Below are 24,008 nucleotides of genomic sequence, written 5' to 3'. Positions count from 1 at the left end.
AGTGTGCATCCATGAACTAAGGATGGCCGTCCTTCTACGACCCGAAGGACACCGACGCCGTGGAGCTGCTGGAGGACCGCTCCCACGGGATGGTCCGCACCGAGGTGCGCTGCGCCCGCTGCGGTTCGCACCTCGGCCATGTCTTCGAGGGCGAGGGCTACGCGACCCCGACCGACCAGCGCTACTGCATCAACTCCATCTCCCTGCGCCTGGCCCCCGACGAGAACTGACCGCCCGGGACCGACGGGCGGGGCGGCCGGGTGGCCGTCAGAGTGTCTCGTCGTCCCACTGGTCGAGCAGCAGCTCGCCCAGGTCGGGGGTGGGCTGTGGTTCGGTGCCGCCGTGCAGGGGCTGTTCGGTCCAGATGACCTTGCCGTGGGGGGTGTACCTGGTGCCCCAGCGGCGGGCCAGCTGGGCGACGAGGAACAGGCCGCGTCCGCCCTCGTCCGTCAGGGCGGCGCGGCGTGGGTGCGGTGAGGTGCTGCTGCCGTCGTAGACCTCGCAGATGAGGGTGGCGCGGTCGCGCAGCAGCCGGACCCGGATCGGCTCGCTGCCGTAGCGGATGGCGTTGGTGACCAGTTCGCTGAGCATCAGCTCGGTGTCGAAGCCCACCTCCTGAAGGCCCCACGCGTCCAGTTGCCGGGCGCACGCCGCGCGGACCCGGGCGACGGACGCGGAGTCGCGGGGCACGTCCCACGCCACGACGTCCGACGGGTCCAGCAGTCGGGTGCGGGCGACCAGGAGCGCCACGTCGTCGCTGGGGCGCGCCGACAGCAGGGCGTCGATCACCGCCCGGCAGGTCTCCTCCGGGTCGCGCACGGGCCGGCCGGCCAGGGTGTCGCGCAGCAGGGCGAGGCCGGTGCCGATGTCCCTGTCCCGGTCCGTGACCAGCCCGTCGGTGTACAGGACCAGGAGCGATTCCGGCGCCAGGCGCAGCTCGGCGGTCTCGACGGGCAGGCCCGCCGCCAGGCCGAGCGGCGGGGAGGCGGGCACCTCGGGGAAGTGCACCGTGCCGTCGGGGCGTACCAGCGCGGGTCCGGGGTGGCCCGCCCTCGCCACGGTGCAGCAGCCGCCCGCGGGGTCGTAGATCGCGTACAGGCAGGTGGCCCCCGTGATCGGGTCGGTCTCGGCCTCGGCCGACCGGTCCTGGTCGATCCGGGCGACCAGTTCGTCGAGGTGGACCAGGATCTCGTCCGGCGGCAGGTCCAGGGCCGAGAAGTTGAGGACGGCGGTGCGCAGCCGGCCCATGGTGGCGGCGGCGTGCAGCCCGTGCCCGACGACGTCGCCGACGACGAGGGCCACACGGGCGCCCGGCAGCGGGATCACGTCGAACCAGTCCCCGCCGACACCGGCCTGCGCGGGCAGATAGCGGTGGGCCACCTCGAGGGCGTCCTGCTGGGGCCGCCCCCGGGGCAGCAGGCTGCGCTGCAGGGTCACGGCGACGCCGCGCGCGTGGGTGTAGCGGCGGGCGTTGTCCACCGACACGGCCGCCCGCGCGACCAGCTCCTCGGCGAGGGAGACGTCCTCGTCCACGAAGGGGCCGCGGCGGTCCGTCCGCCAGAAGTCGGCCAGCCCCAGCACCACGCCCCGCGCCCGCATCGGCACGGCGATGAGCGAGCGGATCCCGTGGTCGAGGATCCTTCCGGCCGTCTCCGGGCTGCGGACCCGCCAGTCGTGGGTGGCCAGATCGGCCTCCAGCACCGCGTGACCGTTCTCCAGCGCCGCCGCCATGGGGGTGCCGGGCAACCAGGTGACCCGCCCGCCCACGGGGAAGACGGGCGGGTTCACGCTGTCGCCGAGGAGGACCACGCGGCGCATGTCCGCCATGTCCGTCGGCTCGTCGCCGCGAAGGACGGGCTCCAGCAGCTCCACGGTGACCAGGTCGGCGAACCGGGGCACGGCGACCTCCGCCAGCTCCTCGGCGGTCCGTACGACGTCCAGAGTGGTGCCGACCCGCACCCCGGCCTCGTACAGCAGCCGCAGCCGCTCCTGCGTCTCCTCGGCCCGGCCGGAGAGGGCGCGCAGCTCCGTCGTGTCGCGCAGTGTCGTCACACTGCCGGCCGGTCCTCCCGCATGGTCCGTGAGACGGGTGTTGGCGATCAGCAGCCGGTCCCCCGCGGGTAGCACCTCGTCACTGGCCACCCGCCCGGAGCGAAGCAGCCCGGCCACCCGCGGCTCCAGGCCGAGGTCGTCGATCCGGCGTCCCTCCGCGTCCGCCGGCAGGCCCAGCAGTCGGCGCGCCTCGTCGTTGGCCAGCAGCAGCCGGCCCTCGCCCGAGACGACGAGGACACCCTCCCGCACGGAGTGCAGGACGGCGTCGTGGTGCTCGTACATCCGCGTCAGCTCGACGTGGCCCAGGCCGTGGGTCTGCCGTCGCAGCCGCCTGCTCGCCCACGCCGATCCGCACGTGGCCAGCAGGAGCGCTCCCCCCACGCCCCCGAGCAGGACCGGGAGCTGGTCCATGACCACCGCGTTCACCGTCTCCAGCGTGATCGCGACGTCCACGACGCCGGCGACCGAGCCGTCCGGCCGGAAGACGGGGACGACCGAGTCGACCGCGGGGCCGCGGCTCCCGGCGATGACCTCCGTGAAGGACCTGCCCCGGGCCGCCCGCCGGTACGGACCGATGACGTGCTTGCCGATCAGGGCGGTGTCGGGGTGCGTGAGCCGGACTCCGTCCGGCCGGTACACGACCACGAAGGCCACTCCGGTCCGCTTCCGGGCCTCCTCGGCGCGCGGCTGGAGGACCGCTGTCGGATCGCGGCTGTCGAGGGCCGCCGCCGTGCCCGGGGCGCTGGCGAAGGACTCGGCCACGGATCGCGTGCGGTGCCGGGCGTCGGCCAGGCTGTTGCTCCGGGTCTGGAGCACGAGGACGGTGCCGGCGGCGATGATGAGCACCAGCAGCATCACCATCTGGAGGGCGAACGCCTGCGCGGCGAAGCTGCGCGCGCCCGGCTTCGGACGCCGCTGTTTTTCTGGCCCGCGCAGAAATCCGGCCATGGGTACATCTTCCAGCACCGGCGGCCACGGCGTAGTCACCGGCGGCCACCGGGCGCGCGGGGCACCCCCGCGAGTCGCGGACCTTTTGCGGGGCACTCCTACAGTGGGACAATGTGGGACACAGGTGGCGTCATGGGCGCCACCGGCACTCTTCGCTTTCCTTGGTGAGGCGGGTGGAAAGACATGGACATGGCCTCCTACACCGTGCTGGCCGTGGCGCCCAATGTGTGGGCCACCTTCGGCGCGTTCATGGGCGGACTCGTCATCGTGATCGCCCTGGTGTGGGCCGTCGGCATGGGCATCGGTGTGATGCGCCGCGAGCCGGACCGGCCGACCGAGGCGGAGCAGCCGCACCTGCCGGTCACCGGCGCCGTCCACGAGATCAGTGAGATGCGGGAGCTGGACGAGCTCCACCCGGACGACGGGGAGCGGCTCATGCCCTATGAGCTGCACGCCACCGGAACCCGCCGCAGCCAGGACCAGCACCGGCGGCGCTGGTACCCGGGCAGCAGCGGATCCTTCGGCGGTGGCGGCCCCGGCCGGACCTGACCCGGCCCCGCGCCGCACCCGTCAAGGGGACGGGCCTTCAGGGGCCCGCCCCCGCCCCATGCCCGGACCGGGGCGCCGGAGGCGGGGCGCGCGGGACGTGGCGTGGATCGCGTGGCCCCGCCGGTGTCGCGGGCGCGATGCTGGGTAGGCGTCGGTGTCGAAAGGCGCCACGGGGCCTGGGAACCGTCCGGTCGGGCGGGCCCGCGCGCCGGGCTCACAGCTTGCGCACGGTGCGGTTACGGGGGACGGGGGGTGTCGCGTGCGGATCTCGCACGTCACGAGGTGCTCGGACGCTTCCCGCAACGGCCCGCGCGACCTTGGCGGAGAGCGGACAGCTCCTGCCAGACCCGAAGGGTATTCGGCGTTTTGATACGGATAGATTCAGTCACCAAGCGGTATCCGGACGGCACGCTGGCGGTCGAGCGGCTCTCGCTCGAGATACCGGACCGCTCGATCACCGTCCTCGTCGGACCGTCGGGATGTGGCAAGACCACCACTCTGCGCATGATCAACCGGATGGTGGAGCCGACCGGGGGCACCATCCTCCTCGACGGCGTCGACATCCAGGACCAGCCCGTCAACACGCTGCGCCGGTCGATGGGGTACGTCATCCAGAACGCGGGGCTCTTCCAGCACCGCACCATCGTCGACAACATCGCGACCGTGCCCCGCCTGCTCGGCTGGGGCAGACAGAAGTCCCGGGCGCGGGCGGCGGAGCTGATGGAGCGGGTCGGCCTCGACTCCTCGCTCGCCAAGCGCTACCCGTACCAGCTCTCCGGCGGCCAGCAGCAGCGCGTCGGTGTGGCGCGGGCGCTCGCCGCCGATCCGCCGGTGCTGCTGATGGACGAGCCGTTCTCCGCCGTGGACCCGGTGGTGCGCAAGGGACTCCAGGACGAGCTGCTGCGCCTCCAGGAGGAGCTGGGCAAGACCATCGTCTTCGTCACGCACGACATCGACGAGGCCGTGAAGATCGGCACGATGGTCGCGGTCCTGCGCACCGGAGGCCGGCTCGCCCAGTACGCGCCGCCCGCCGAACTGCTCTCCGCGCCCGCGGACGCCTTCGTCGAGGACTTCCTCGGCATCGACCGCGGCATCCGCCGGCTGTCCTTCTTCGCCTCCGGGGACCTGGAGCTGACGAAGACCCCGATCGTCACCGCGGACTCCACCGCCGAGCAGATCGCCGCCCGCGCCGTCCCCGGCGTGCCCTACCTCCTCGTCACCGACGCCGACGGCAGGCCCCTCGGCTGGAGCGAGCCCGCCGCGCTGTCCGACGGCCCCCTCGACGAGGCACGGCTCCTCTCCCACGGGCGGCCCTTCGAGTACGGCACCGACTCGCTGCGCGCCGCCCTCGACGGCGCCGTGCTCTCGCCGACCGGCTGGGCGGTCGCCGTGGACGGCACCGGCCGCGCGGTCGGCGTCGTCTCGCAGCAGACCATCGGCGAGGCGATCCGCAGCGCCCACGCCGAGGGGCGCGACGGGGCGCGGTCCGCCGCGGCGGACACCGGCGCCGACGCCGGAGCAGAGGCCGGCGCCGAGGCCGGGGTCGCCGGATGAACCGATTCTTCGACATTCCGAGCGACCTCCAGCACACCTGGCTCGGCCTGATCGGCCTGCATCTGCGCGAGGCCCTGCTGCCGGTACTGGCCGGTCTGCTCGCCGCCCTGCCGCTCGCCCAACTCTGCGCCCGGTTCCGCTGGCTGTACCCGCCGGTGCTCGGCCTGACGACCGTGCTGTACGCGATCCCGTCGCTGGCGTTCTTCGTCGTCCTCATCGACTACACCGGCCAGACCGAGCTGACCGTGATGATCCCGCTCGCCGTCTACAGCCTCGTCGTGCTCGTCCCGGCGATCGTCGACGGCGTCCGCTCGGTGCCGCAGGAGACCCTGGCCGCGGCCACCGCCATGGGCCTGGGACCCGTACGCCGTTATCTCCAGGTCCAGTTGCCGATCGCGGTGCCCGCCATCATCGCCGGGCTGCGGGTGGCGGCCGTCTCCAGCATCTCGCTCGTCAGCGTCGGGATGCTGATCGGCAACCAGGGCGCCCTGGGCAATCTGCTGCACGACGCGCAGATCTACAACCGGCCCGAACTCGCCTGGAACTCCGTCCTCACCACGGCGGCCCTGGCGGTCGTCGTCGACGGCCTGCTCGTCCTCGCTCGTCTGCTGCTGACCCCCTGGATGCCGCGCGGCACCCGCCCCCGCACCCCGACGGACGCCGAGGACCGGCCCGAACCGGCCACGCCCGCACTGGAGGACGCAGCCCGGTGAACGTACTGCACTTCATCAACGCCTTCTTCAGCGACGCCGCCCACTGGAAGGGCTACGACGGCATTCCCACGCGCCTCGTCGAGCACGTCCAGTACTCCCTGATGGCCCTGGGCCTGGCCGCCGTCATCGGGCTGCCGGTCGGCCTGGTCACCGGGCACTACGGGCGCGGCGGCAACGCCCTCGCCCTGATCGCCACCGCCGGGCGGGCGCTGCCCAGCTTCGGCCTGCTGGTGCTGATGGTCATCCTGCTCGGCTTCGGCAAGCTCCCCGTGATGATCCCGCTGGTCGTCCTCGCCGTACCGCCGATCCTGATCACGAGCTACGAGGCGATGCGCTCCGTCGACCCCTCGCCGGTGGACGCCGCCCGCGGCATGGGCATGTCCGAGTCGCGCGTCCTGTTCCAGGTCGAACTGCCCGTCGCCCTCCCGCTGATCCTCAGCGGACTGCGCTCGGCGGCCATCCAGATCGTCTCCACCGCCACCATCGCCGCGTACGTCAGCCTCGGCGGCCTCGGCCGGTACATCGTCGACGGCCTCTACCAGCACGACTACGAGAAGGTCGTGGGCGGTGCCGCGCTGGTCGCCGTGATGGCGCTGGCGACGCTCGCGCTCTTCTGGGCGGTCGCGCGGGTGACGGTGTCGCCAGGGGTGCGCCATGGCGACTGACGCGCATCGAGGCCGATCGGTGACCCGGCGCCTCTTGACTGACGAAGAAGCGGCTGGATTGGATCAAAGCGCGGCAAACGCGCCCCGCGTGCAGCCGCCGCTGCCATGCGCCCGAACAACCTCTCAGCCGGGAACGGGAATTGTGACTTCCAACACGAAGAGCACCACGTCCAGCAAGAGCCACTTCGGGGCGGCCGCCGTCGCGCTCGTCGCCGCCTCCGCGCTCCTCGCGGGGTGTTCGTCCGGCGGCTCCGGCAAGGACCCGCTCGCGGAGGGCAGGGCGAGCGGCGGCAAGGTCGTCGTCGGCTCCAACAACTTCGCCGAGAGCATCCTCATCGCCGACATCTACGGCGAGGCCCTGAAGGCCAAGGGCATCAAGGTCGAGTACAAGCCCAACATCGGCAGCCGGGAGACCACCTACGGCCTGCTCAAGAACGGCTCGATCACCGTGCTGCCCGAGTACAACGGGGCGCTGCTGGCCTACCTCGACTCCAAGGCCGCCCCCACGTCGGTCGAGGCGACGACGGCCGCCATCAACGCCAAGCTGGACTCCGGTCTCACGCTGCTCGAGCCGGCGCCCGCCGAGGACAAGGACTCCGTCACCGTCAACGCCGCGACGGCCGAGAAGTACGGCCTCACCGAGAAGTCGTCCATCACGGACCTCAAGGACGCCGCCAAGGACCTGGTCATCGGCGGCTCGCCGGAGTTCCAGGCCCGGCAGCAGGGCCTGAAGGGCCTGAAGTCCGAGTACGGGCTGGAGTTCAAGTCCTTCAAGGCGCTGGACGCTGGCGGCCCGCTGACCCAGGCGGCGCTGAAGAAGAACACCGTGCAGGTCGCCGACCTGTTCACCACGGATCCGACCATCGCCAGGGAGAAGTTCGTCGTCCTCCAGGACCCGAAGAACCTCTTCGGCTTCGAGAACGTGCAGCCGCTGGTGTACAAGTCCGGCCTGGACCAGAAGGGCGTCGACGCGCTCAACGCGGTCTCCGCCAAGCTGGACACGGCCGCCCTGCTGGACATGGACACCCAGGTGCAGTCGCAGAACAAGGACCCGCTCGACGTGGCCAAGGCCTGGCTGAAGTCCGCGGGCCTCGGCTGAACCGCCCGCTCGCCGGGTGCCGGACGGACGACCGTCCGGCACCCGGCAAAGCAGGGCCCTGAGGACGTGCCGGTTCAGAGGTCGAACTCGTGCGGCGGCAGGCCCAGGGCGAAGCAGGCCTCGCGCACCATGGCCTGCTCGGTCTTGTCGAAGTCGCCGTCCGCGCCGCCGATGACGATGCCGATCTGGACCACGGCACGCGCCTCGGCAGGCTTCTTCTTCGCCTTGGTGATCTCCTGCAACACGCTGACCTTGCCGAAGTCGAAGTCGGCGGTCAGCTTGTCCAGGTTCTCCTCGAAGCGGCGGCGCAGGTCGTCCGCGGGGAAGTTCTGCAGTACCTCGTTGGTGGCGATCAACTGCGCGACACGCTGACGCTCCGAAGGGTCGACGGTGCCGTCGGCGGCGGCCACGAGGGCGCACATCGCCATGCTCGCGTCCCGGAAGGCACCGCTCTTCAGGTCGTTCTTCTTCGCCACGAGCTGGGTCTGCATCTGCGTCGCGGAGTCCTTGATGCGGTCCCACAGGGCCATGTGCTCTCCAAATGTGGTGTCGGGTGGACTGACACGTCCGTGCTGCATCTACAGCAACGTAGAAACTGACGGGGCGACGGATAAGTTCCGGCCGTCACCGTCGCGGCGGGCTCCGGCAGGCTCCACCGGGCTCCGGCGGGTTCCGTCCGGTACGGGCCGCCTAGACTGGGGCGGCCCGTACCGGGCGTGCGGGCGCGGGAACAGCGCGCGCGAACAGTCCGCGCGACCGGCGTGTGCGATCAGGGTGCGCGAACAGTGCGCGCGAACAGGAGGAAGACGACCGTGGCGGCAGCCGGCAGTGGCTTCGAGGATCCGCCCGCCGACGTGCTCGCGGAGGCGGCCGCGGCCTTCGGGCTGCTCGCCTCACCCGCCCGGCTGCACATCGTGTGGGCACTGGCCCAGGGCGAGAGCGACGTCACCGGGCTCGCGGAGCGGGTCGGCGGCGCGCTGCCCGCGGTCAGCCAGCACCTGACCAAGCTGAAGCTCGCCGGGCTCGTCCGCTCCCGCCGCGAGGGCAGACGGCAGGTCTACTTCGTCGACGACCCCGACGTGGTCGACGTCGTACGGCTCACGGTGGCCCGGCTCACCGACCGGGGCGCCGCCGCCGGCGCCCCGGCGCAACGCCTCCGTGGCCTCTGAGCTCGCGGCGGCCCGCCCGGCCTCGCCCGACGGAACACCCCTCCAGGTACTGCGGCGGCTCGACAGCGGCCCGCGCGGACTGACCGACGCCGAGGCGGAGGCCCGGCTCGCGGCGGTCGGCGAGAACACGGTCCCCGAGGTACGCACCCCCTCCTGGCCCCTGCGATGGATGCGCTCCCTGCGCGACCCGTTCACGGCCGTACTGCTCTGCCTCGGCCTCGTCTCCACCCTCGTCGCCTCCTGGGGCACCGCCGCGGTGATCCTCAGCCTGGTCGCGGTCAGCTGCGTGCTGCGCGCGACCGGCGAGCACCGCGCCGACCGGTCCATGGCCGCGCTGCGCGAACTGGTGGCCGGCACCGCCACCGTGCTGCGGCGCACCGCCGACGGGGAAGGACCGCGCGCCCGGGAGGTCCCGGTCACCGAGCTGGTGCCGGGCGACGTGCTCCGGCTCGGCCCCGGCGACCTCGTACCGGCCGACGTACGACTGCTGCGCGCCCGCGGGCTCACCGTGCACCAGGCCGCGCTCACCGGCGAGTCCGCCCCGGTCGCCAAGGCGGCGGTGGAGGAGCCGGGGCTCGGCGAGCGAGGCGCGTTCGGGCAGCCGCACCTGTGCTTCCAGGGCAGCAGCGTCGCCACCGGCACGGCCACCGCCGTGGTGGTGGAGACGGGGGAGCGGACACGGTTCGCCGCCGCCCACGGCACGGCGGGCCTCGGGCGCGCGGGCCGGCCGGGCCCCAGCGCCTTCGACCGCTCCGTGCAGGGCATCTCCTGGGTGCTCATCCGGTTCATGCTGGTGACGCCGCCGCTGGTGCTGATGACCAACGCCGCGCTGCGCGGGCGCGGCCTGGAGACCCTGCCCTTCGCCGTGGCGGTGGCCGTCGGGCTCACGCCCGAGATGCTGCCCGTGATCGTCACCCTCTGCCTCGCCCGCGGCACCCGGCAGCTCGCGGGGGCGCACGGCGTCATCGTCAAACGGCTGCCCGCCCTGCACGACCTAGGGGCTGTCGACGTGCTCTGCGTCGACAAGACCGGCACCCTCACCCAGGACCGGCCCGTCGTCGAACGGGCCCTCGACACGGACGGCCGCGACGACCCCGAGGTGCTGCGCTGGGCCGCGGTCGGCGCCTGGTGGAACCTCCAGCTCGCCGAACTGCCCGCGCCCGACGCGCTCGACGAGGCGCTCCTGGAGGCCGCCGGAGCGGTCGGCGAGGAGCACGACGGGGTCGCCGCCGTCCCCTTCGACCCGGTGCGGCGCCTGGCCACCGCCGTGGTGCGGGGCCGGTTCGGCCGGCACCTCCTCATCGTCCGGGGCGCCGTGGAGGATGTACTGGAGCGCTGCGCGCTGGAGCCCGCCGAACGCGAGCGGCTGCGCCGGCTCGCCGCCCGGGAGGCGGACGCCGGGCTGCGGCTGCTGGCCCTCGCCACGGCCGAGCGCGCCGCCCGCACCGTCGACTACACCCCCGCCGACGAGCGCGGACTGACCTTCCGGGGCCTGATCGCCTTCCGCGACGCGCTCGCGCCGACCGCGGCCGAGGCCCTGCGCGGGCTCGCCGAGGCCGGTGTCACCGTCAAGATCCTCACCGGCGACCACCCCGGCACGGCCGCGCGCGTCTGCCGTGACCTGGGGCTCGACGTGGGGGAGGTGCACACCGTGGGCCCGGGGGCCGCCGGGGACGCCGCCCTCGCGGCCGCCGCCGCCCGTACCACCGTCTTCGCCCGCTGCACACCCGACGACAAGGCCAGGGTCGTCGCCGCGCTGCGGGCCGCGGGACACACCGTCGGCTTCCTCGGCGACGGCGCCAACGACGTGCCCGCGCTGCGGACCGCCGACGTCGGCGTGGCGCCCCGGGCGGCCTGCGGCATCGCCCGGGGGAGCGCCGACGTGGTGCTCGCCGAGAAGGACCTCACCGCGATCGGCCATGCCGTGGAGGCCGGCCGGCGGGCCAGCGGCAACATCGCCTCCTACCTGCGCGTGACGCTCTCCTCCAACCTCGGCAACGTCATAGCGATGCTCGTCGCGGGCCTGCTGCTGCCCTTCCTGCCGATGCTCCCGGTGCAGGTGCTCGTGCAGAACCTCTGCTTCGACGCGGCCCAGTCGTCCTTCGCCCACGACCGTCCGGGAGAGGCGGCGCCGCGCCGCCCGACCGTGCTGCGGCCGCGTGCCTTCCTGCGGTTCATCACCGGGTTCGGCGTGCTCAACGCGGTCGCGGACTTCGCCACCTTCGCCGTCCTCGCCCTCGTCCTGTGGGGGCCGGACGCGCTGAACGACGAGGCCGTCTTCCACTCGGCCTGGTTCACCGAGAACCTGCTGACCCAGGCCCTGGTGATGGTGCTCCTGCGCACCGGCCGGGGCGAGTGCGGCCGGGGGCGGCTGCCCGGGCCCGTGGGCCGGGCGGCCGCCGTCCTCGCCCTCGTCGGGCTGCTGCTCCCGGCCAGTCCACTGGGCCCGCCGCTGGGCATGACGGAACTTCCGCCGCCCTACTACCTCCTGCTCGCCGTCGTGCTCGTACCGTACGGACTCGCCCTCGCGGTGGCGGTCCGACGGCACGAGCGGCGGGGTCCGGACGCCGACGCGCCCTGCACGCGGACCCGGTGACCGACGGGGGCGCGCCCGCCCGCGTCAACCGACCACCGGCGCAGGCGGTTTCAGCGGCTCCGCAGCCGCAGGGCCAGGGCGACACCCGCGGTGAGCACCAGCACCGCGGCGGCGCCGGCCGCCAGCAGGGGCGCCGAGGGCCCGCCGCCGGTGTCGGTCGCGGACGCCACCGGGCTGCTGTCGGGTGCGGCCGAACGCGCCTGGGCGGCCACGGGGTCGGGGGTCTGCTCCGCCGGAGCCGTCGTGTGCGACGCGTGCGAGTGGTTCGCGCTCGGGCTTCGGGTGTCCGGCTTCGGCGTACCGGCCGCCGGGCTCCCGGTCGCCGCGCCCGAGCCGTTCCCGGCCGGTCCGGCCGTTCCGTTCGCGCCGCCCGAACCGTCCGTGCCGACCGCCGCGTTCGTCGCCTTCGCGAACACCACGTCCGAGCACGAGTAGTAGGTGTCCGGGGTGCTGCTGTTCTGCCAGATGGTGAACAGGACCTGATGGCCCGTCCGGTCGGCCGGCAGGGTCGCGCCGATGCGGTACGCGCCGCCCGTCAACGGCGGGTCCTTGACCTCGGCGAAGGGCCGCTCGGGCAGGTCCGCCCAGGTCAGCGGTTTCGTCGGGTCGTAGCCCTGCTTGGTCAGATAGAGCCTGAACGTGCCCTCGTGCGGGATGGTCGAGGCGTACGACATGGTGAGCCTCGCGCTCGGCGCCAGACGGGTCGACGGCCAGTCGGTGCGGGCGAGGTCGAGGCCCTTGTACGCGGGCAGTCCTCCGCTGCACAGCTTTCCGTCGGGGACGACCTGGCGGTCCCGGCCGCCCACGTTCGCCACCCGCAGGTTGTCCCACGCGGTGAAGGGGCCGCCGTTCGCGGCGACGGCCGCCCGGCAGGCCGCCGTACCGGCCCGACCGCCGTCCGGCGAGCAGGCGTACACCCGGCTGACCGGGTCGGTCGGGGCGCCGTGCGCCCGGGCGGGCCCCGCCGCCCACAAGGTGAGCAGGGCCGATACCGCCACGGCGGCTGCGGTGCCCCTGAGGGGCGCGGTCGTCCGGGTCATCGGAAGGCGTCTCCTGGCCGGCGGGTCAACGGACTGCTGTCCGGTCCAGTACGGGCGGCGGGCGCGGAGCGTTCAAGTGCGTTGCCCGAACGCGGCCGGTGACGTCAGGGGCCCAAGGGGCCCTGGTGGACGCCTCGTAGCGGTGAGCTATCGTGTACGCGGAGTGAGAAACAAACGGTCCGCCCCGTTCGTTACGGCCCCGGGAGTGTTCTGTCCATGCCGAGGCAGTTACGTGCCGAACAGACCCGCGCGACGATCATCACAGCCGCCGCCGACCTGTTCGACCGGCACGGCTACGAACGGACCAGCCTGAGCGACATCGTCGCACACGCACACGTCACCAAGGGCGCCCTGTACTTCCACTTCGCGGCCAAGGAGGATCTGGCCCACGCCATACTGGAGTTGCAGTCCCGCGCCGCCCAGCAGGTGACCAACCGGGTGGACGAGCAGGGCTATTCGTCGCTCGAGGCCCTCATACGCATCACCTACGCGCTCACCCGCCTCACCGTGGAGGGCCCCGTCACCCGCGCCGGGCTGCGACTGGCCACCGGAGGGGTCGAGGTACGGCCGCCGCTGCGGCACCCGTTCACCGAATGGCTGGACATCGTCACCGGCAAACTCCTTGGCGCCGTCAAGGAGTACGAGATCCAGCAGGACGTCGACGTCCACGCCGTCGCGCACTCCCTCGTCTGCTTCTTCATCGGCACCCGCGTCGCCGGCCGGCGCCTGGAGCCCATGGCGCGCCTGCCCCGCCGCACGACCGAGATGTGGCACCTGCTGATCCGCGGCCTGGTGCCGGTGCACCGGCGCCCCCGCTATCTGAGCCTCGCCACCCGCCTGGAGCGGGAGATCGTCGTCCTCTGACCCGCCGGGTACGGTGAGGCGCATGCCCGCCAACCCGTCCGCGCCCGTCATCCTCGGCAACGAACCCGGTTCCTTCCCGCACGGCGTGCTGGCCGAACGGCACCCGGCCATCGTCCGGCAGGTGCGTGACGCCTTCCCCTACGGCCCCGAACAGCACCGCGCCCTGGACGCGCTGCTGGAGAGCTGCGCCGAGGGCGTGATCGAGGACCTTCCCGCCGCCGCGCCCGACCGTGACCGCTGGCGGTCCTGGGGCCTGGATCGGTACGCCGGTCACTCCTGGTTCGACGTGCCGTGGCTGTGGTCCGAGAGCTACTTCTACCGCCGGCTCCTCGAAGCCGTCGGCTACTTCGGGACCGGCCCCTGGCAGGGCATCGACCCCTTCCGCCCGTCCAAGCTCGCCGAACTCGACTCCCGGGAGACCGGCGAGGAACTGGCGGCGCTCGACGCACTGGAGAGCGAACCGGCGGCGCGGCGCGCGGACGCCCTGCTGCACGGCTCCCTCTGGGGCAACCGCGCGGACCTCGGCTTCCGGCTGTCGGCGGGTGGCGCCGAGGCCGGACCGCCCGTGCCCGCCCTGGTCGCCGACGACAGCGCGGCCCTCTGGTCGCTGCTGCCGCCCTCCGGCACCGGAACGCTCTGCCTGGTCGCCGACAACGCGGGCCGCGAACTCGTCCCCGACCTCCTCCTCGTGGCCCACCTCCTCGCCCAGGGCCGCGTCCGGCGGGCGGTCCTGCATGTCAAGCCGTACCCGTACTACGTCTCCGACGCCACCACCGCCGACGTCGTCGACGCGGTGCGCCGGCTGACCGCGGCTCCCGGCGCGGCCGCGGACCACGGGCGTCGCCTGTGGTCCGCGATGGCCGACGGCCGGCTCACCGTCCGGGCGCACCCCTTCTCCTGCTCCCCGCTGCCCTACGCCGACATGCCCGCGGACCTGCGCGACGAGTTCGCCGAGGCGGCACTGACCGTGTTCAAGGGCGACCTCAACTACCGTCGGCTGGTGGGCGACCGGCTGTGGCCCCCGACCACGCCGTTCGCGGACACCACCGGCTTCTTCCCCGGACCCGTCGCCGCCCTGCGCACCCTGAAGTCCGACGTGATCACCGGTCTGGACGCGGAGACCGAGGCCGCGCTGGACGCCGCCGAGGACGGGCGCTGGCGCGTCGCCGGCACGCACGCGCTGATCCAGGTCAGGACCTGACCGGCGGGACCGTCCCACCCCCGCGACCACCCGGTTCACGTGCGAATTCACGCGATGGAGTGATCGCGTTGGTGCGTACGGATGGTGCCGGAGTGTCGCGGGTAGGGCCCGGCCATGACGCAGCAGCCCTTCGAACTCCCGCACTTCTACATGCCGTATCCCGCGCGGCTCAACCCGAACGTCGACGAGGCCCGCGCCCACTCGACGCGGTGGGCGCGCGACATGGGCATGCTGGAGGGCTCCGGGATCTGGGAGCAGTCCGACCTCGACGCGCACGACTACGGACTGCTCTGCGCCTACACCCACCCCGACTGCGACGGCCCGGCCCTGTCGCTCATCACCGACTGGTACGTGTGGGTCTTCTTCTTCGACGACCACTTCCTGGAGACCTTCAAGCGCAGCCAGGACCGCGCGGGCGGCAAGGCATACCTGGACCGGCTCCCCCTGTTCATGCCCCTCGACCCCGAGACCCCCGTCCCCGAGCCCCGCAACCCGGTCGAGGCCGGCCTCGCCGACCTGTGGGCGCGTACGGTGCCGTCGATGTCGGCCGACTGGCGCCGCCGGTTCGCGGTGGCCACCGAGCACCTGCTGAACGAGTCCCTGTGGGAGCTGTCGAACATCAACGAGGGGCGGATCGCCAACCCCGTCGAGTACATCGAGATGCGCCGCAAGGTCGGCGGCGCGCCCTGGTCGGCGGGGCTGGTGGAGTACGCGACCGCCGAGGTGCCCGCCGCCGTCGCCGAGGCCCGGCCGCTCAGGGTGCTGATGGAGACGTTCTCCGACGCCGTGCACCTGCGCAACGACCTTTTCTCCTACCAGCGGGAGGTCGAGGACGAGGGGGAGCTGAGCAACGGCGTCCTGGTCCTGGAGACCTTCTTCGGGTGCACCACCCAGGAGGCCGCCGACTCCGTCAACGACGTCCTCACCTCCCGTCTGCACCAGTTCGAGCACACCGCGCTCACCGAAGTGCCCGCGCTGGCCCTGGAGAACGGCCTCACCCCGGCCGAGACGGCGGCGGTGGCGGCGTATGCCAAGGGCCTCCAGGACTGGCAGTCCGGCGGTCACGAGTGGCACACCCGCTCCAGCCGGTACATGAACGAGCGGGCCCGGCCCACCAGCCCCTGGCAGCGGCCCGGGGGCCCCGGCACCTCGGCGGCCGACGTGGGCGCGCTGCTCGCGGCGGCCGGGATGGAGAGGCTGCGCGCGTACACGCACGTGCCGTTCGAGAAGGTCGGCCCGGCCCGTATCCCCGACCTCCGCATGCCCTACCCGCTGGGTCTGAGCCCCCACCTGGACCGCTCCCGGGGAACGCTCCTCGACTGGTGCCACCGCATGGGCATCCTCGAAGAGGGCGTGTGGGACGAGGACAAGCTCGCCGCCTACGACCTGGCGCTCTGCTCGGCCGGCATCGACCCGGACGCCACGCCCGAGGCGCTCGACCTGAGCGCCCAGTGGCTCGCCTTCGGCACCTACGGCGACGACTACTACCCGCTGGTGTACGGCCACCGCCGGGATCTGGTCGCCGCGAAGGCGACCACGGCCCGCCTGTCGGCCTGCATGCCCGTGGCGGGGGAGACGGCGCCCGTCCCGCTCAACGCCATGGAGCGGAGCCTGACCGACCTGTGGGCGCGCACCACCGCGGACATGACCCCCGACCAGCGGCGCACCCTGAAGCACGCGATCGACTCCATGACCGAGAGCTGGGTGTGGGAGCTGTCCAACCAGCTCCAGAACCGCGTCCCCGACCCGGTCGACTACCTGGAGATGCGGCGCGCCACCTTCGGCTCCGACCTCACCCTGAGCCTGTGCCGGATGGGATACGGCCCTGCCATCCCCGCGGAGGTCTACCGCAGCGGCCCGGTCCGCTCCCTGGAGAACGCGGCGGTCGACTACGCCTGCCTGCTCAACGACGTCTTCTCGTACCAGAAGGAGATCGAGTACGAGGGCGAGATCCACAACGCCGTCCTGGTCGTGCAGCACTTCTTCGGCATCGACTACCCGGCCGCCCTCAAGGTCGTCCAGGACCTGATGAACCAGCGCATGCGGCAGTTCGAGCATGTCGTCGCCCATGAACTACCCGTGGTCTACGAGGACTTCGGGCTGTCCGAGGAGGCGCGGGCGGCCATGCACGGCTATGTCGCCGACCTTCAGAACTGGATGGCGGGCATCCTCCACTGGCACCGGAGCGTCGACCGCTACAAGGCCGAGTGGCTGGGCAGCAGGGCCCACGCCTTCCTGCCGGACCGCACGCCGGCCTCCGCCCTCCCCGTGGGCTGACCGGAGGCGGTCGATGGAGTCCAGGGAACAGACGGCGCTGCGTCCCAGGCCGATGCCCGGACAGGAGCACGGCGGCGAGCACGGGCCGGTACGGCGGCCGCCCGTCCCGCGCCGCCGCCGTGGCCGCCGCCTGGCGGCCCTGGCGGGCGGGGTGCTCGCCGGGATCGCCCTGATCCTGTCCGGCGTCGGCCTCGCCACGGTGGCCGGCACGAGCCGGCCGGCCACCACCGAGCCGCGACCGCGGGCGGGTGCGGAGGCGGATGTGGAAGGGCGTACGGCTGCGACGCCCGCCGCCGCGCCCGTGCCCGTGCGCCCGACCCTCGGCCTGGAGGTGGTCGACGACGACAGACCGGGAGCCCGGGTGGTCGGCGTCCACGTCCCCGGCCCGGGCTACACGGCGGGCCTGGTCCGCGGCGACGTACTCGTCACCTTCGCCGGAACCCGCCTGGCCACGGCGACGGACCTGGCCCGCGCCGTCGCCGCCTCCCAGCCGGGCCGGGCAGTCCCCCTCACGGTCCTCCACACCGCCGGCACCTACCAACAGCTGACGGTCACCCCGGGCATCGTCACCTGAAGCCGGTCACGCGGACCTGCCCCCTGCCCCGACCCGCGCCCCGCCGGTGGGCGGGCGCCGCGACCGCGGGCCGGATTCGCAACCGGCTCGCGTCGGGGGGCGGGGGCGGGCAGGATGCTGCCCGTAGTGGTTCTCACCGTTTCAGCCGTGTACGGAGGCCCGGATGACCGGCATCGCGCTCGCGCCCTTCAGCGCCGACGACTACAGGGTCCGGCTGGAACGCGCCGCCCGGGCGGCGGCCGAGGCCGGGCTGGCCGGACTGCTGGTGGCGCCCGGGCCCGACCTGGCGTGGCTGACCGGGTACGCGCCCACCGCCGTCACCGAACGGCTCACGCTGCTCGTCCTCGCCGCCGGACGCGAACGCGCCGAGCCCGTCCTCGTGGTGCCCACCCTGGAGGCCCCGGACGCCGCCAAGGCGGCCGGCGCGTCCGCCCTGGCCCTGCGGGACTGGACCGACGGCACCGACCCCTACGCCGTCACCGCGGCCCTCCTCGACGACGGCGGCCGGTACGGCATCAGCGACAACACGTGGGCCATGCACCTGCTCGCCCTGCAACAGGCACTGCCCGGGACCTCGTACGCCTCCCTCACCGAGGCCCTGCCCATGCTGCGCGCGGTGAAGGACGCGGCCGAGGTGGAACTGCTCGCGGCGGCGGGCGCGGCCGCCGACGCCGCGTTCGAGGAGATCCGCACGGTGCGCTTCTCCGGCCGCCGCGAGTCCGAGGTCGCCGCCGACCTCGCCGGCCTGCTGCGGCGCTTCGGACACTCCCAGGTGGACTTCACCATCGTCGGCTCGGGACCCAACGGCGCCAACCCGCACCACGAGGTGGGCGACCGCGTCATCGAACGCGGTGACATGGTCGTCCTCGACTTCGGCGGCCTCAAGGACGGCTACGGCTCCGACACCACCCGCACCGTGCACGTCGGCGAGCCGACCGACGAGGAGCGGCGGGTGCACGACATCGTCCGCGAGGCCCAGGAGGCCGGCTTCCGGGCCGTACGTCCCGGCGTCTCCTGCCAGGAGGTCGACCGTGCCGCCCGCGCGGTCATCACCCGGGCCGGGTACGGCGAGTTCTTCATCCACCGCACCGGCCACGGCATCGGCGTCACCACGCACGAGCCGCCGTACATGATCGAGGGCGAGGAGCAGCCCCTCGTGCCCGGCATGTGCTTCTCCGTGGAGCCCGGCATCTACCTGCCCGGCCGCTTCGGGGTGCGCATCGAGGACATCGTCACCGTGACCGGGGGAGGAGGCCGCCGCCTCAACGACACGACCCGGGAGATGGTCATAGTGGACTGACCACCGGCAGTCCCCACCCCGCAACCGCAACGACACGGCGCGACGATGACCCAGGCACCGACACCCACCGCGGACACCGTCCGCAGACTGGTCCGCACCCTGCTCAAGGACGGCCAGGACACCGCCCCCGGGCCCGAGATCCGGCCCGTCGCCGAGGGCGGCGAGCACTCCACCTGGTGGGTCGGCGCCCGCCATGTGCTGCGCCTGGCCCCCGACCGTGAGGCCGCCGCGCGCCAGCGCCGCGAACTGCGGCTGCGCGACGTGGTCCGCCCGCACCTCCCGGTCGCCGTTCCCGCCAGCGTCGCGCACGGCGAGTGGGCGCCCGGGCTGACGTACACGCTGGACATCCGGATCACCGGCGGCACGGCCGGCGAGCACGACGTCTCCGCCGTCGGCGAGGACGACCTGGCCGGACTGTTCACCGGGCTGCGCGAGGTCCCCGCCCGGCAGGCCCAGGCCCTCGGCGTCCCGCGCTCCGCGCCGCGCTCCCTGGAGGCGCTGCGCCGCATGGCCGTGCGCGCCGCCGAACGCCTCGGCGCCGCCGACGAGTTCGACCCCGCGCGGATGGCTCAGCTCACCGCGCCCGCCGCGGCCCAGCTCGCCGCCCAGCCCGGTACCGCCGTGCTCGTCCACCACGAGCTCACGGGCGAGCACCTGGTGGTGAGCGCCGACGGCCGGGTGCGCGGGGTCCTCGACTGGACCGGTGCCGTGGTCGGCGACCCCGCCGAGGACATCGCCGGCGCCGCCGTCGCCGTCGGTTCCCCCGCCGCGGTGCGCGCCGCCACCCTCGCCGGCTACAGCGCCCGGCCCTGTCTGCGCGGCCTGTGGCTGGCCCGCTGCGACACCGTGATCCGCCTCGCCGCACGCCTCGAAGGCCGCGGCGACGCCCCGCTGCCGCTCCTCAGGGCCCAGCTGCGCCACGCCTGGGAGGCGATCCTCCTCGAGCGGGTGACGGAGTTCCGGGAGGACACCGGGGACACCGGGGACGCCGGTGGCATCGGCGGCACGGGCGCCACCGGAGCCACCGGGAAGTAGCGGACGTCCGGACGCGGCGCGGCACTGTGCCGCGCCGTGCCGTGCTCAGTGCTGCAACAGCACCGCGCACGACTCCGCGGGCATGCGCAGCACCCCGTCCGCTCCGGGGGCCGTGACCGGCTCCCAGGCGGCCAGCACCTCGACGGGGCGGTTGCCGAGCGGGATCTCCGCCGGCGTCTTCGCGAGGTTGAGCGCCACCAGCACGTCCCCGCGCCGGAAGGCGAACCAGCGGGCCTCCTCGTCGTAGGCCACCTTGGTGTCGGCGAGATCGGGGTCGGTGAGGTCGGGCTGCTCCTGCCGCAGGGCGGTGAGCCGGCGGTACCAGGCCAGCACGCGCGCGTGCGGCTCGCGGTCCGGCTCGGACCAGTCAAGGCAGGAGCGGTCGCGGGTCGCCGGGTCCTGCGGGTCGGGCACGTCCTCCTCCGCCCAGCCGTGCTCGGCGAACTCCCGCCGCCGGCCCCGGCGCACCGCCTCCGCGAGTTCCGGGTCGGTGTGGTCGGTGAAGTACTGCCACGGTGTGCCGGCCGCCCACTCCTCGCCCATGAACAGCATCGGCGTGAACGGCGCGGTCAGCGTCAGCGTGGCCGCGCAGGCCGACAGCCCCGGGGAGCCGGCCAGCAGCGTGGACAGGCGGTCGCCCCGGGCGCGGTTGCCGATCTGGTCGTGGGTCTGGCTGTAGCCGAGCAGCCGGTGCCCGGCCACCCGGGTGCGGTCCAGCGGGCGGCCGTGGTGGCGGCCCCGGAAGCCGGAGTACGTGCCGTCGTGGAAGTAGCCGCCGGTGAGCGTCTTGGCGACCGCCGCGAGCGGGGCCCGCCCGAAGTCGGCGTAGTAGCCCTGGGCCTCACCGGTGAGGGCCGAGTGCAGCGCGTGGTGGAAGTCGTCGTTCCACTGGGCGTCGAGGCCGAGGCCGCCCTCCGCGCGCGGGGTGATGAGCCGCGGGTCGTTCAGGTCCGACTCCGCGATCAGGAACGGACGGCGGCCCAGTTCGGCGGAGAGCGCGTGCACGGCCGTCGACAGCTCCTCCAGGAAGTGGCACGCGCGCGTGTCCACGAGCGCGTGCACCGCGTCCAGGCGCAGGCCGTCGATCCGGTAGTCGCGCAGCCAGGCGAGCGCGCTGCCGATCAGGAACCGGCGCACCTCGTCCGAGCCGGGCGCGTCCAGGTTGACGGCGGCACCCCAGGGGGTGTGGTGGGTGTCGGTGAAGTACGGCCCGAACCGCGGCAGATGGTTGCCCGACGGGCCCAGGTGGTTGTGCACCACGTCCAGGACCACGCCGAGGCCCAGTTCGTGGGCCCGGTCGACGAAGCGCTTCAGGCCCTCGGGGCCGCCGTACGGCTCGTGCACCGCCCACAGGGACACGCCGTCGTAGCCCCAGCCGTGCCGGCCGGGGAAGGGGCACACAGGCATCAACTCCACGTGAGTGACGCCCAGTTCCACCAGGTGCGGCAACCGTTCGGCGGCCGCGTCGAAGGTGCCCTCACGGGTGTACGTGCCGATGTGCAGCTCGTACAGGACCGCGCCGGGCAGCGGGTGCCCGGTCCGGTCGTCGGAACGCCACGTGTACCGCGTGTGCTCGACGACCGCGCTCGGCCCGTCCGGTCCGTCCGGCTGCCGGAGCGAGCGCGGATCGGGCAGCACCGGGCCGTCGTCCAGCGCGAATCCGTACCGCGAGCCGTCGCGCGCCTCGGCCTCACCGGTCCACCATCCCTCCCGCTCCGGATCGCGCTCCAACGCGCGCGTGGCGCCGTCGCACTGGAGCGTCACACGGCCGGCCTGTGGTGCCCACACCTCGAACTGCACGGACGGTTCCCCTTCGTTCGCTCACCGTGACGTCGCCGTCCATGGTGCGCCACAAGAGATCGATCCGCTTTTGAATCGCGCTTTCACGGCGGGTGTCGCCGGATCCGAGGGCCAGGTGTGCCTCTTCGTGATAGCTGGACACGAGGGGATCGGCTGACCGACAATCAGCAGCGTGACGTCGCCCTCCGAGTCTCCCTTGTCCCCCGCGCGGCTGTCCGACGCGGAGCGCGACAAGGCGCTGAAGGTGCTCCGTGACGGCGTCGCGATGGGCCGGCTGTCCCACGACACGTTCGTACGGCGGATGGAGCTGGCCCTGGCCGCCCGCAGGTCCGACGAACTCGCCGCGCTCACCTCGGACCTGCGTACCGAGGGACGCGTGTCCCGGCTGGTGTTCGGCACGGTCGAGGCGGTGTCCGGCTTCGGCGTGAGGTTGCGGCGGGCCTGGCAGGTCGAACGGCTGCCCAAGCTGCTGCTGCCGTTCGCCGGGAGCGGGCACCCGTTGAGGATAGGGCGCGATCCGGCGTGCGGTCTGCGGCTGACCCACGAGACGGTCTCCCGGGTGCACGCCGAGCTGCGGCACCAGGGCGGCATGTGGGTGCTGCGCGACCTCGGCTCGACCAACGGCACGACCGTCAACGGGCGGCGCGTGGTCGGCGCGGCCGTCGTGCGCGAGGGGGACCAGGTGGGATTCGGGCAGGTGGCGTTCCGGCTCTCCGCGAACTGAGCCGCGCAGGCGGCGGGTTCCACGCGCGCGTGCGCTCACGATCGGGTGAGCGGGGTGAGGTGATCGGGTGGCCGTGCCGATACACCGGGCATGAACCACCTCACCAAGGCGGCCACGACCCGCCTGCGGCACGGTCTGACGGCCGCGGCCGCCCTGCTGCTCGCGGGCGCCGCCCCGGCCGCGGCCGACGACCGGCCCACCGGCCGGTCAGACTGGCTCTCCGTCTCGGTCACCCACGGCGAGGCCCGCTCCGGGAACGTCCGCGGTGCCCTGCTCCTGTGCGACCCGCCCCAGGGGCATGCCCACGCGGCCGAGGCGTGCGCCCAGCTCCGCTCGTCCGGCGGCGACATCCACCGCATCCCCCCAAGGGACGTCTTCTGCCCGATGCTCTACGCTCCCGCCACGGCCCACGCCCGCGGCCAGTGGAAGGGCCACCGGGTCGACTACACGGAGACCTTCTCCAACACCTGTGAGATGAACGCCAGAACGGGCCACGTCTTCGACCTCACCCCTTGACCCCCACGCCACGCGCGCGTGCGGCGGGGGTTCAGGCGGGTGGTGTGACGGCCTGGTGGGCCGTGGTGAGGACGGCGTGGCTCTGGTGCTCGATCTGGTGCTCCAGAGGGACCCAGCGGGCGTGGAAGCGGTGCGCGAAGGACTCGCTCCAGGTGGTCACCAGGTGCTCCAGGTCCGGGGTAGCGCGGTCGTCGGTCTCGCGCAGGGTGCGCAGAAGCATCGCCGCCGCCCGCAGCGGCAGCCGGCGGCCGAAGGCGTCCACGCTGCCGACGTACGCCATCGTGGTGTCCGCGGGCGGCGTGTGGAGCCAGTCCGCGGCCAGCCCCGGCACCAGGCTCAGCCCCCACTTCGCCGCCCGCAGCAGCGGCCCGTCGGCCCCGTGCAGGCGCGGCAGCGCGTCGGCGAGCACCAGCTCCACCTCCCGCGCGTCCCGCAGCAGCCGGTGCGCGAGGCGCCGTATCGCCGCCGCCGGGGCGGGATGCGGCGCGGGGTCGTCCACCAGGTCGCTCGCCCACATCGGCACCTCCACGACCGCGGTCATGCCGCCGTACCGGTGCGGACGGAACCAGGTGCTGTGCCGCGCGTCGTCCGGCATGCTCGGATACGCCGGGTCCGCGCCGGCGCCCGGCATCACCCGCACCCCGGGTCCGGACACCGGCCAGCCCGCCGCGTCCGAGGCGCCCGTCTCCACCGGTATGTGCAGCCGCGCCGCCGACTTGCCGAACGGCTCGGCGAGCCCGGGCACGTCACGGGTCAACTGCACCCAGCTTCCGCCCAGTTCGGTGCCGTGCAGCGTCACCTGGAGGTAGGGCCGCAGCTCGTCGATCACCCCGGTCAGCGCGCGCGTCTCCGGCGGCAGGCGGTCGGGCGGCAGCACGGAGGGCGACCACTCCGGCTGCTCGGGCCCGGCGGGCCGGAAGAAGCCGAGGTGGTAGTCGAGCAGACTGCGCGGGGCCGGGGTGACGTGCAGGCTCGCCCCGTCCGGGTCCGCGCACAGCAGGAAGTGCCAGGAGGTGTCCGCCCGCAGCCGCTCCTCGCGCAGCACACGGTGTGCGACGGCGAGGAGGGTGGAGCCGCCGGTGGGCTCGTTGGCGTGGGCGCCTGCGACCACCAGCACCGCCCGCCGGGCGTGCCCGACGGACAGCAGGTGCAGCGGTCGTCCCGCGCGTGAGTGGCCGACCTGCCTCAGCACGCACCGGTCCGGCCGGTGGGCGGCCAACGCCCGGGCGGAGGTCACCAGTTCGGCGACACTGGGGTAGCGCAACTCCGGCAGGAGACTCACCCCCGACCTGTCCTCCCGGCTTCGCATTCCGCAGTACCCCACGGACGCCG

At 73.5% G+C, this 24,008-nt stretch carries 20 protein-coding genes and 1 pseudogene; 16 read left to right on the top strand and 5 right to left on the bottom strand.

What is annotated here, in order from left to right; genetic code table 11:
• Positions 1 to 20: 20 nt before the first annotated feature.
• A pseudogene (locus ACIP4X_RS22930) lies at positions 21 to 230 on the top strand (peptide-methionine (R)-S-oxide reductase); the annotation flags it as partial.
• 37 nt (positions 231 to 267) lie between these two features.
• Here ACIP4X_RS22930 and ACIP4X_RS22925 read toward each other — a convergent pair.
• Complete coding sequence (locus ACIP4X_RS22925; protein WP_391459559.1) at positions 268 to 3,000, bottom strand: SpoIIE family protein phosphatase; 2,733 nt, start codon at positions 2,998 to 3,000, stop codon at positions 268 to 270.
• 183 nt (positions 3,001 to 3,183) lie between these two features.
• Between ACIP4X_RS22925 and ACIP4X_RS22920 the strand changes: the two genes are divergently transcribed.
• The 5 genes from ACIP4X_RS22920 (at position 3,184) to ACIP4X_RS22900 (ending at position 7,580) form a co-directional block, all read left to right on the top strand.
• Positions 3,184 to 3,549, top strand: a complete 366-nt coding sequence (locus tag ACIP4X_RS22920) for a DUF6479 family protein (RefSeq protein ID WP_391459557.1) — start codon at positions 3,184 to 3,186, stop codon at positions 3,547 to 3,549.
• 366 nt (positions 3,550 to 3,915) lie between these two features.
• Positions 3,916 to 5,103, top strand: coding sequence for an ABC transporter ATP-binding protein (locus ACIP4X_RS22915; RefSeq protein ID WP_358734549.1), 1,188 nt, complete (start codon positions 3,916 to 3,918; stop codon positions 5,101 to 5,103).
• Entirely contained in the window at positions 5,100 to 5,816 is a 717-nt protein-coding gene (locus ACIP4X_RS22910; RefSeq protein WP_358734547.1) for an ABC transporter permease subunit, read from the top strand. Before ACIP4X_RS22915 ends, ACIP4X_RS22910 begins: the two co-directional genes overlap by 4 nt.
• Positions 5,813 to 6,481: an ABC transporter permease gene (locus ACIP4X_RS22905; RefSeq protein WP_358734546.1), complete on the top strand. Its 669-nt coding sequence runs from the start codon at positions 5,813 to 5,815 to the stop codon at positions 6,479 to 6,481. The genes ACIP4X_RS22910 and ACIP4X_RS22905 overlap by 4 nt, the downstream gene beginning before the upstream one ends.
• Before the next feature lie 142 nt (positions 6,482 to 6,623).
• Entirely contained in the window at positions 6,624 to 7,580 is a 957-nt protein-coding gene (locus tag ACIP4X_RS22900) for a glycine betaine ABC transporter substrate-binding protein (RefSeq protein ID WP_391459554.1), read from the top strand.
• A gap of 74 nt (positions 7,581 to 7,654) precedes the next feature.
• On the opposite strand, the gene ACIP4X_RS22895 is transcribed toward ACIP4X_RS22900, so the two are convergent.
• Positions 7,655 to 8,110, bottom strand: coding sequence for a TerB family tellurite resistance protein (locus ACIP4X_RS22895; RefSeq protein ID WP_358734542.1), 456 nt, complete (start codon positions 8,108 to 8,110; stop codon positions 7,655 to 7,657).
• Between the two features lie 282 nt (positions 8,111 to 8,392).
• Here ACIP4X_RS22895 and ACIP4X_RS22890 point away from each other — a divergent pair, with 282 nt between their 5' ends.
• Positions 8,393 to 8,749 (top strand): metalloregulator ArsR/SmtB family transcription factor, encoded by a 357-nt coding sequence (locus ACIP4X_RS22890; protein ID WP_358734540.1) that lies wholly within the window; start codon positions 8,393 to 8,395, stop codon positions 8,747 to 8,749.
• Positions 8,739 to 11,345: a magnesium-translocating P-type ATPase gene (gene mgtA / locus ACIP4X_RS22885; protein WP_358734538.1), complete on the top strand. Its 2,607-nt coding sequence runs from the start codon at positions 8,739 to 8,741 to the stop codon at positions 11,343 to 11,345. The genes ACIP4X_RS22890 and mgtA overlap by 11 nt, the downstream gene beginning before the upstream one ends.
• A 50-nt stretch (positions 11,346 to 11,395) precedes the next feature.
• Here the strand turns inward: mgtA and ACIP4X_RS22880 are convergent, their stop codons facing one another.
• Positions 11,396 to 12,385 carry a lytic polysaccharide monooxygenase gene (locus tag ACIP4X_RS22880; protein WP_358734536.1) on the bottom strand — a complete coding sequence of 330 codons (990 nt, stop codon included), beginning with the start codon at positions 12,383 to 12,385 and terminating at the stop codon, positions 11,396 to 11,398.
• Positions 12,386 to 12,601: 216 nt separating this feature from the next.
• Here ACIP4X_RS22880 and ACIP4X_RS22875 point away from each other — a divergent pair, with 216 nt between their 5' ends.
• The 6 genes from ACIP4X_RS22875 (at position 12,602) to ACIP4X_RS22850 (ending at position 19,636) form a co-directional block, all read left to right on the top strand.
• Entirely contained in the window at positions 12,602 to 13,249 is a 648-nt protein-coding gene (locus ACIP4X_RS22875) for a ScbR family autoregulator-binding transcription factor (RefSeq protein ID WP_358734534.1), read from the top strand.
• Between the two features lie 22 nt (positions 13,250 to 13,271).
• Positions 13,272 to 14,450 carry an ARMT1-like domain-containing protein gene (locus ACIP4X_RS22870; RefSeq protein ID WP_391459549.1) on the top strand — a complete coding sequence of 393 codons (1,179 nt, stop codon included), beginning with the start codon at positions 13,272 to 13,274 and terminating at the stop codon, positions 14,448 to 14,450.
• A 114-nt stretch (positions 14,451 to 14,564) separates the two neighbouring features.
• A complete protein-coding gene (gene cyc2, locus ACIP4X_RS22865; protein WP_391459547.1) occupies positions 14,565 to 16,727 on the top strand; it encodes a germacradienol/geosmin synthase Cyc2 in 2,163 nt (720 codons plus the stop codon).
• A gap of 13 nt (positions 16,728 to 16,740) precedes the next feature.
• The gene (locus tag ACIP4X_RS22860; protein WP_401350248.1) at positions 16,741 to 17,301 is read left to right on the top strand and encodes a PDZ domain-containing protein; all 561 of its coding nucleotides are present in this window, start codon (positions 16,741 to 16,743) and stop codon (positions 17,299 to 17,301) included.
• Positions 17,302 to 17,464: 163 nt separating this feature from the next.
• Positions 17,465 to 18,601, top strand: a complete 1,137-nt coding sequence (locus ACIP4X_RS22855; protein ID WP_401350245.1) for a M24 family metallopeptidase — start codon at positions 17,465 to 17,467, stop codon at positions 18,599 to 18,601.
• A gap of 45 nt (positions 18,602 to 18,646) precedes the next feature.
• Positions 18,647 to 19,636, top strand: coding sequence for an aminoglycoside phosphotransferase family protein (locus tag ACIP4X_RS22850; RefSeq protein WP_358734524.1), 990 nt, complete (start codon positions 18,647 to 18,649; stop codon positions 19,634 to 19,636).
• A gap of 45 nt (positions 19,637 to 19,681) precedes the next feature.
• On the opposite strand, the gene treZ is transcribed toward ACIP4X_RS22850, so the two are convergent.
• On the bottom strand, positions 19,682 to 21,436 hold the full coding sequence (gene treZ, locus ACIP4X_RS22845; protein WP_358734522.1) for a malto-oligosyltrehalose trehalohydrolase: 1,755 nt from the start codon (positions 21,434 to 21,436) through the stop codon (positions 19,682 to 19,684).
• 172 nt (positions 21,437 to 21,608) lie between these two features.
• Here treZ and ACIP4X_RS22840 point away from each other — a divergent pair, with 172 nt between their 5' ends.
• Positions 21,609 to 22,160, top strand: a complete 552-nt coding sequence (locus ACIP4X_RS22840; RefSeq protein ID WP_358734521.1) for a DUF1707 and FHA domain-containing protein — start codon at positions 21,609 to 21,611, stop codon at positions 22,158 to 22,160.
• 90 nt (positions 22,161 to 22,250) lie between these two features.
• Complete coding sequence (locus ACIP4X_RS22835) at positions 22,251 to 22,676, top strand: SSI family serine proteinase inhibitor (protein WP_358734519.1); 426 nt, start codon at positions 22,251 to 22,253, stop codon at positions 22,674 to 22,676.
• 31 nt (positions 22,677 to 22,707) lie between these two features.
• On the opposite strand, the gene ACIP4X_RS22830 is transcribed toward ACIP4X_RS22835, so the two are convergent.
• Positions 22,708 to 23,958, bottom strand: coding sequence for a M14 family zinc carboxypeptidase (locus ACIP4X_RS22830; protein ID WP_401350240.1), 1,251 nt, complete (start codon positions 23,956 to 23,958; stop codon positions 22,708 to 22,710).
• Positions 23,959 to 24,008 lie beyond the last annotated feature (50 nt).

Source organism: Streptomyces sp. NPDC088817 (assembly GCF_044750345.1).
Classification (GTDB): Bacteria; Actinomycetota; Actinomycetes; order Streptomycetales; family Streptomycetaceae; genus Streptomyces.
The sequence above is the reverse complement of the archived record's forward strand: the minus strand, read 5'-3'. Positions and strand labels throughout refer to the sequence as shown.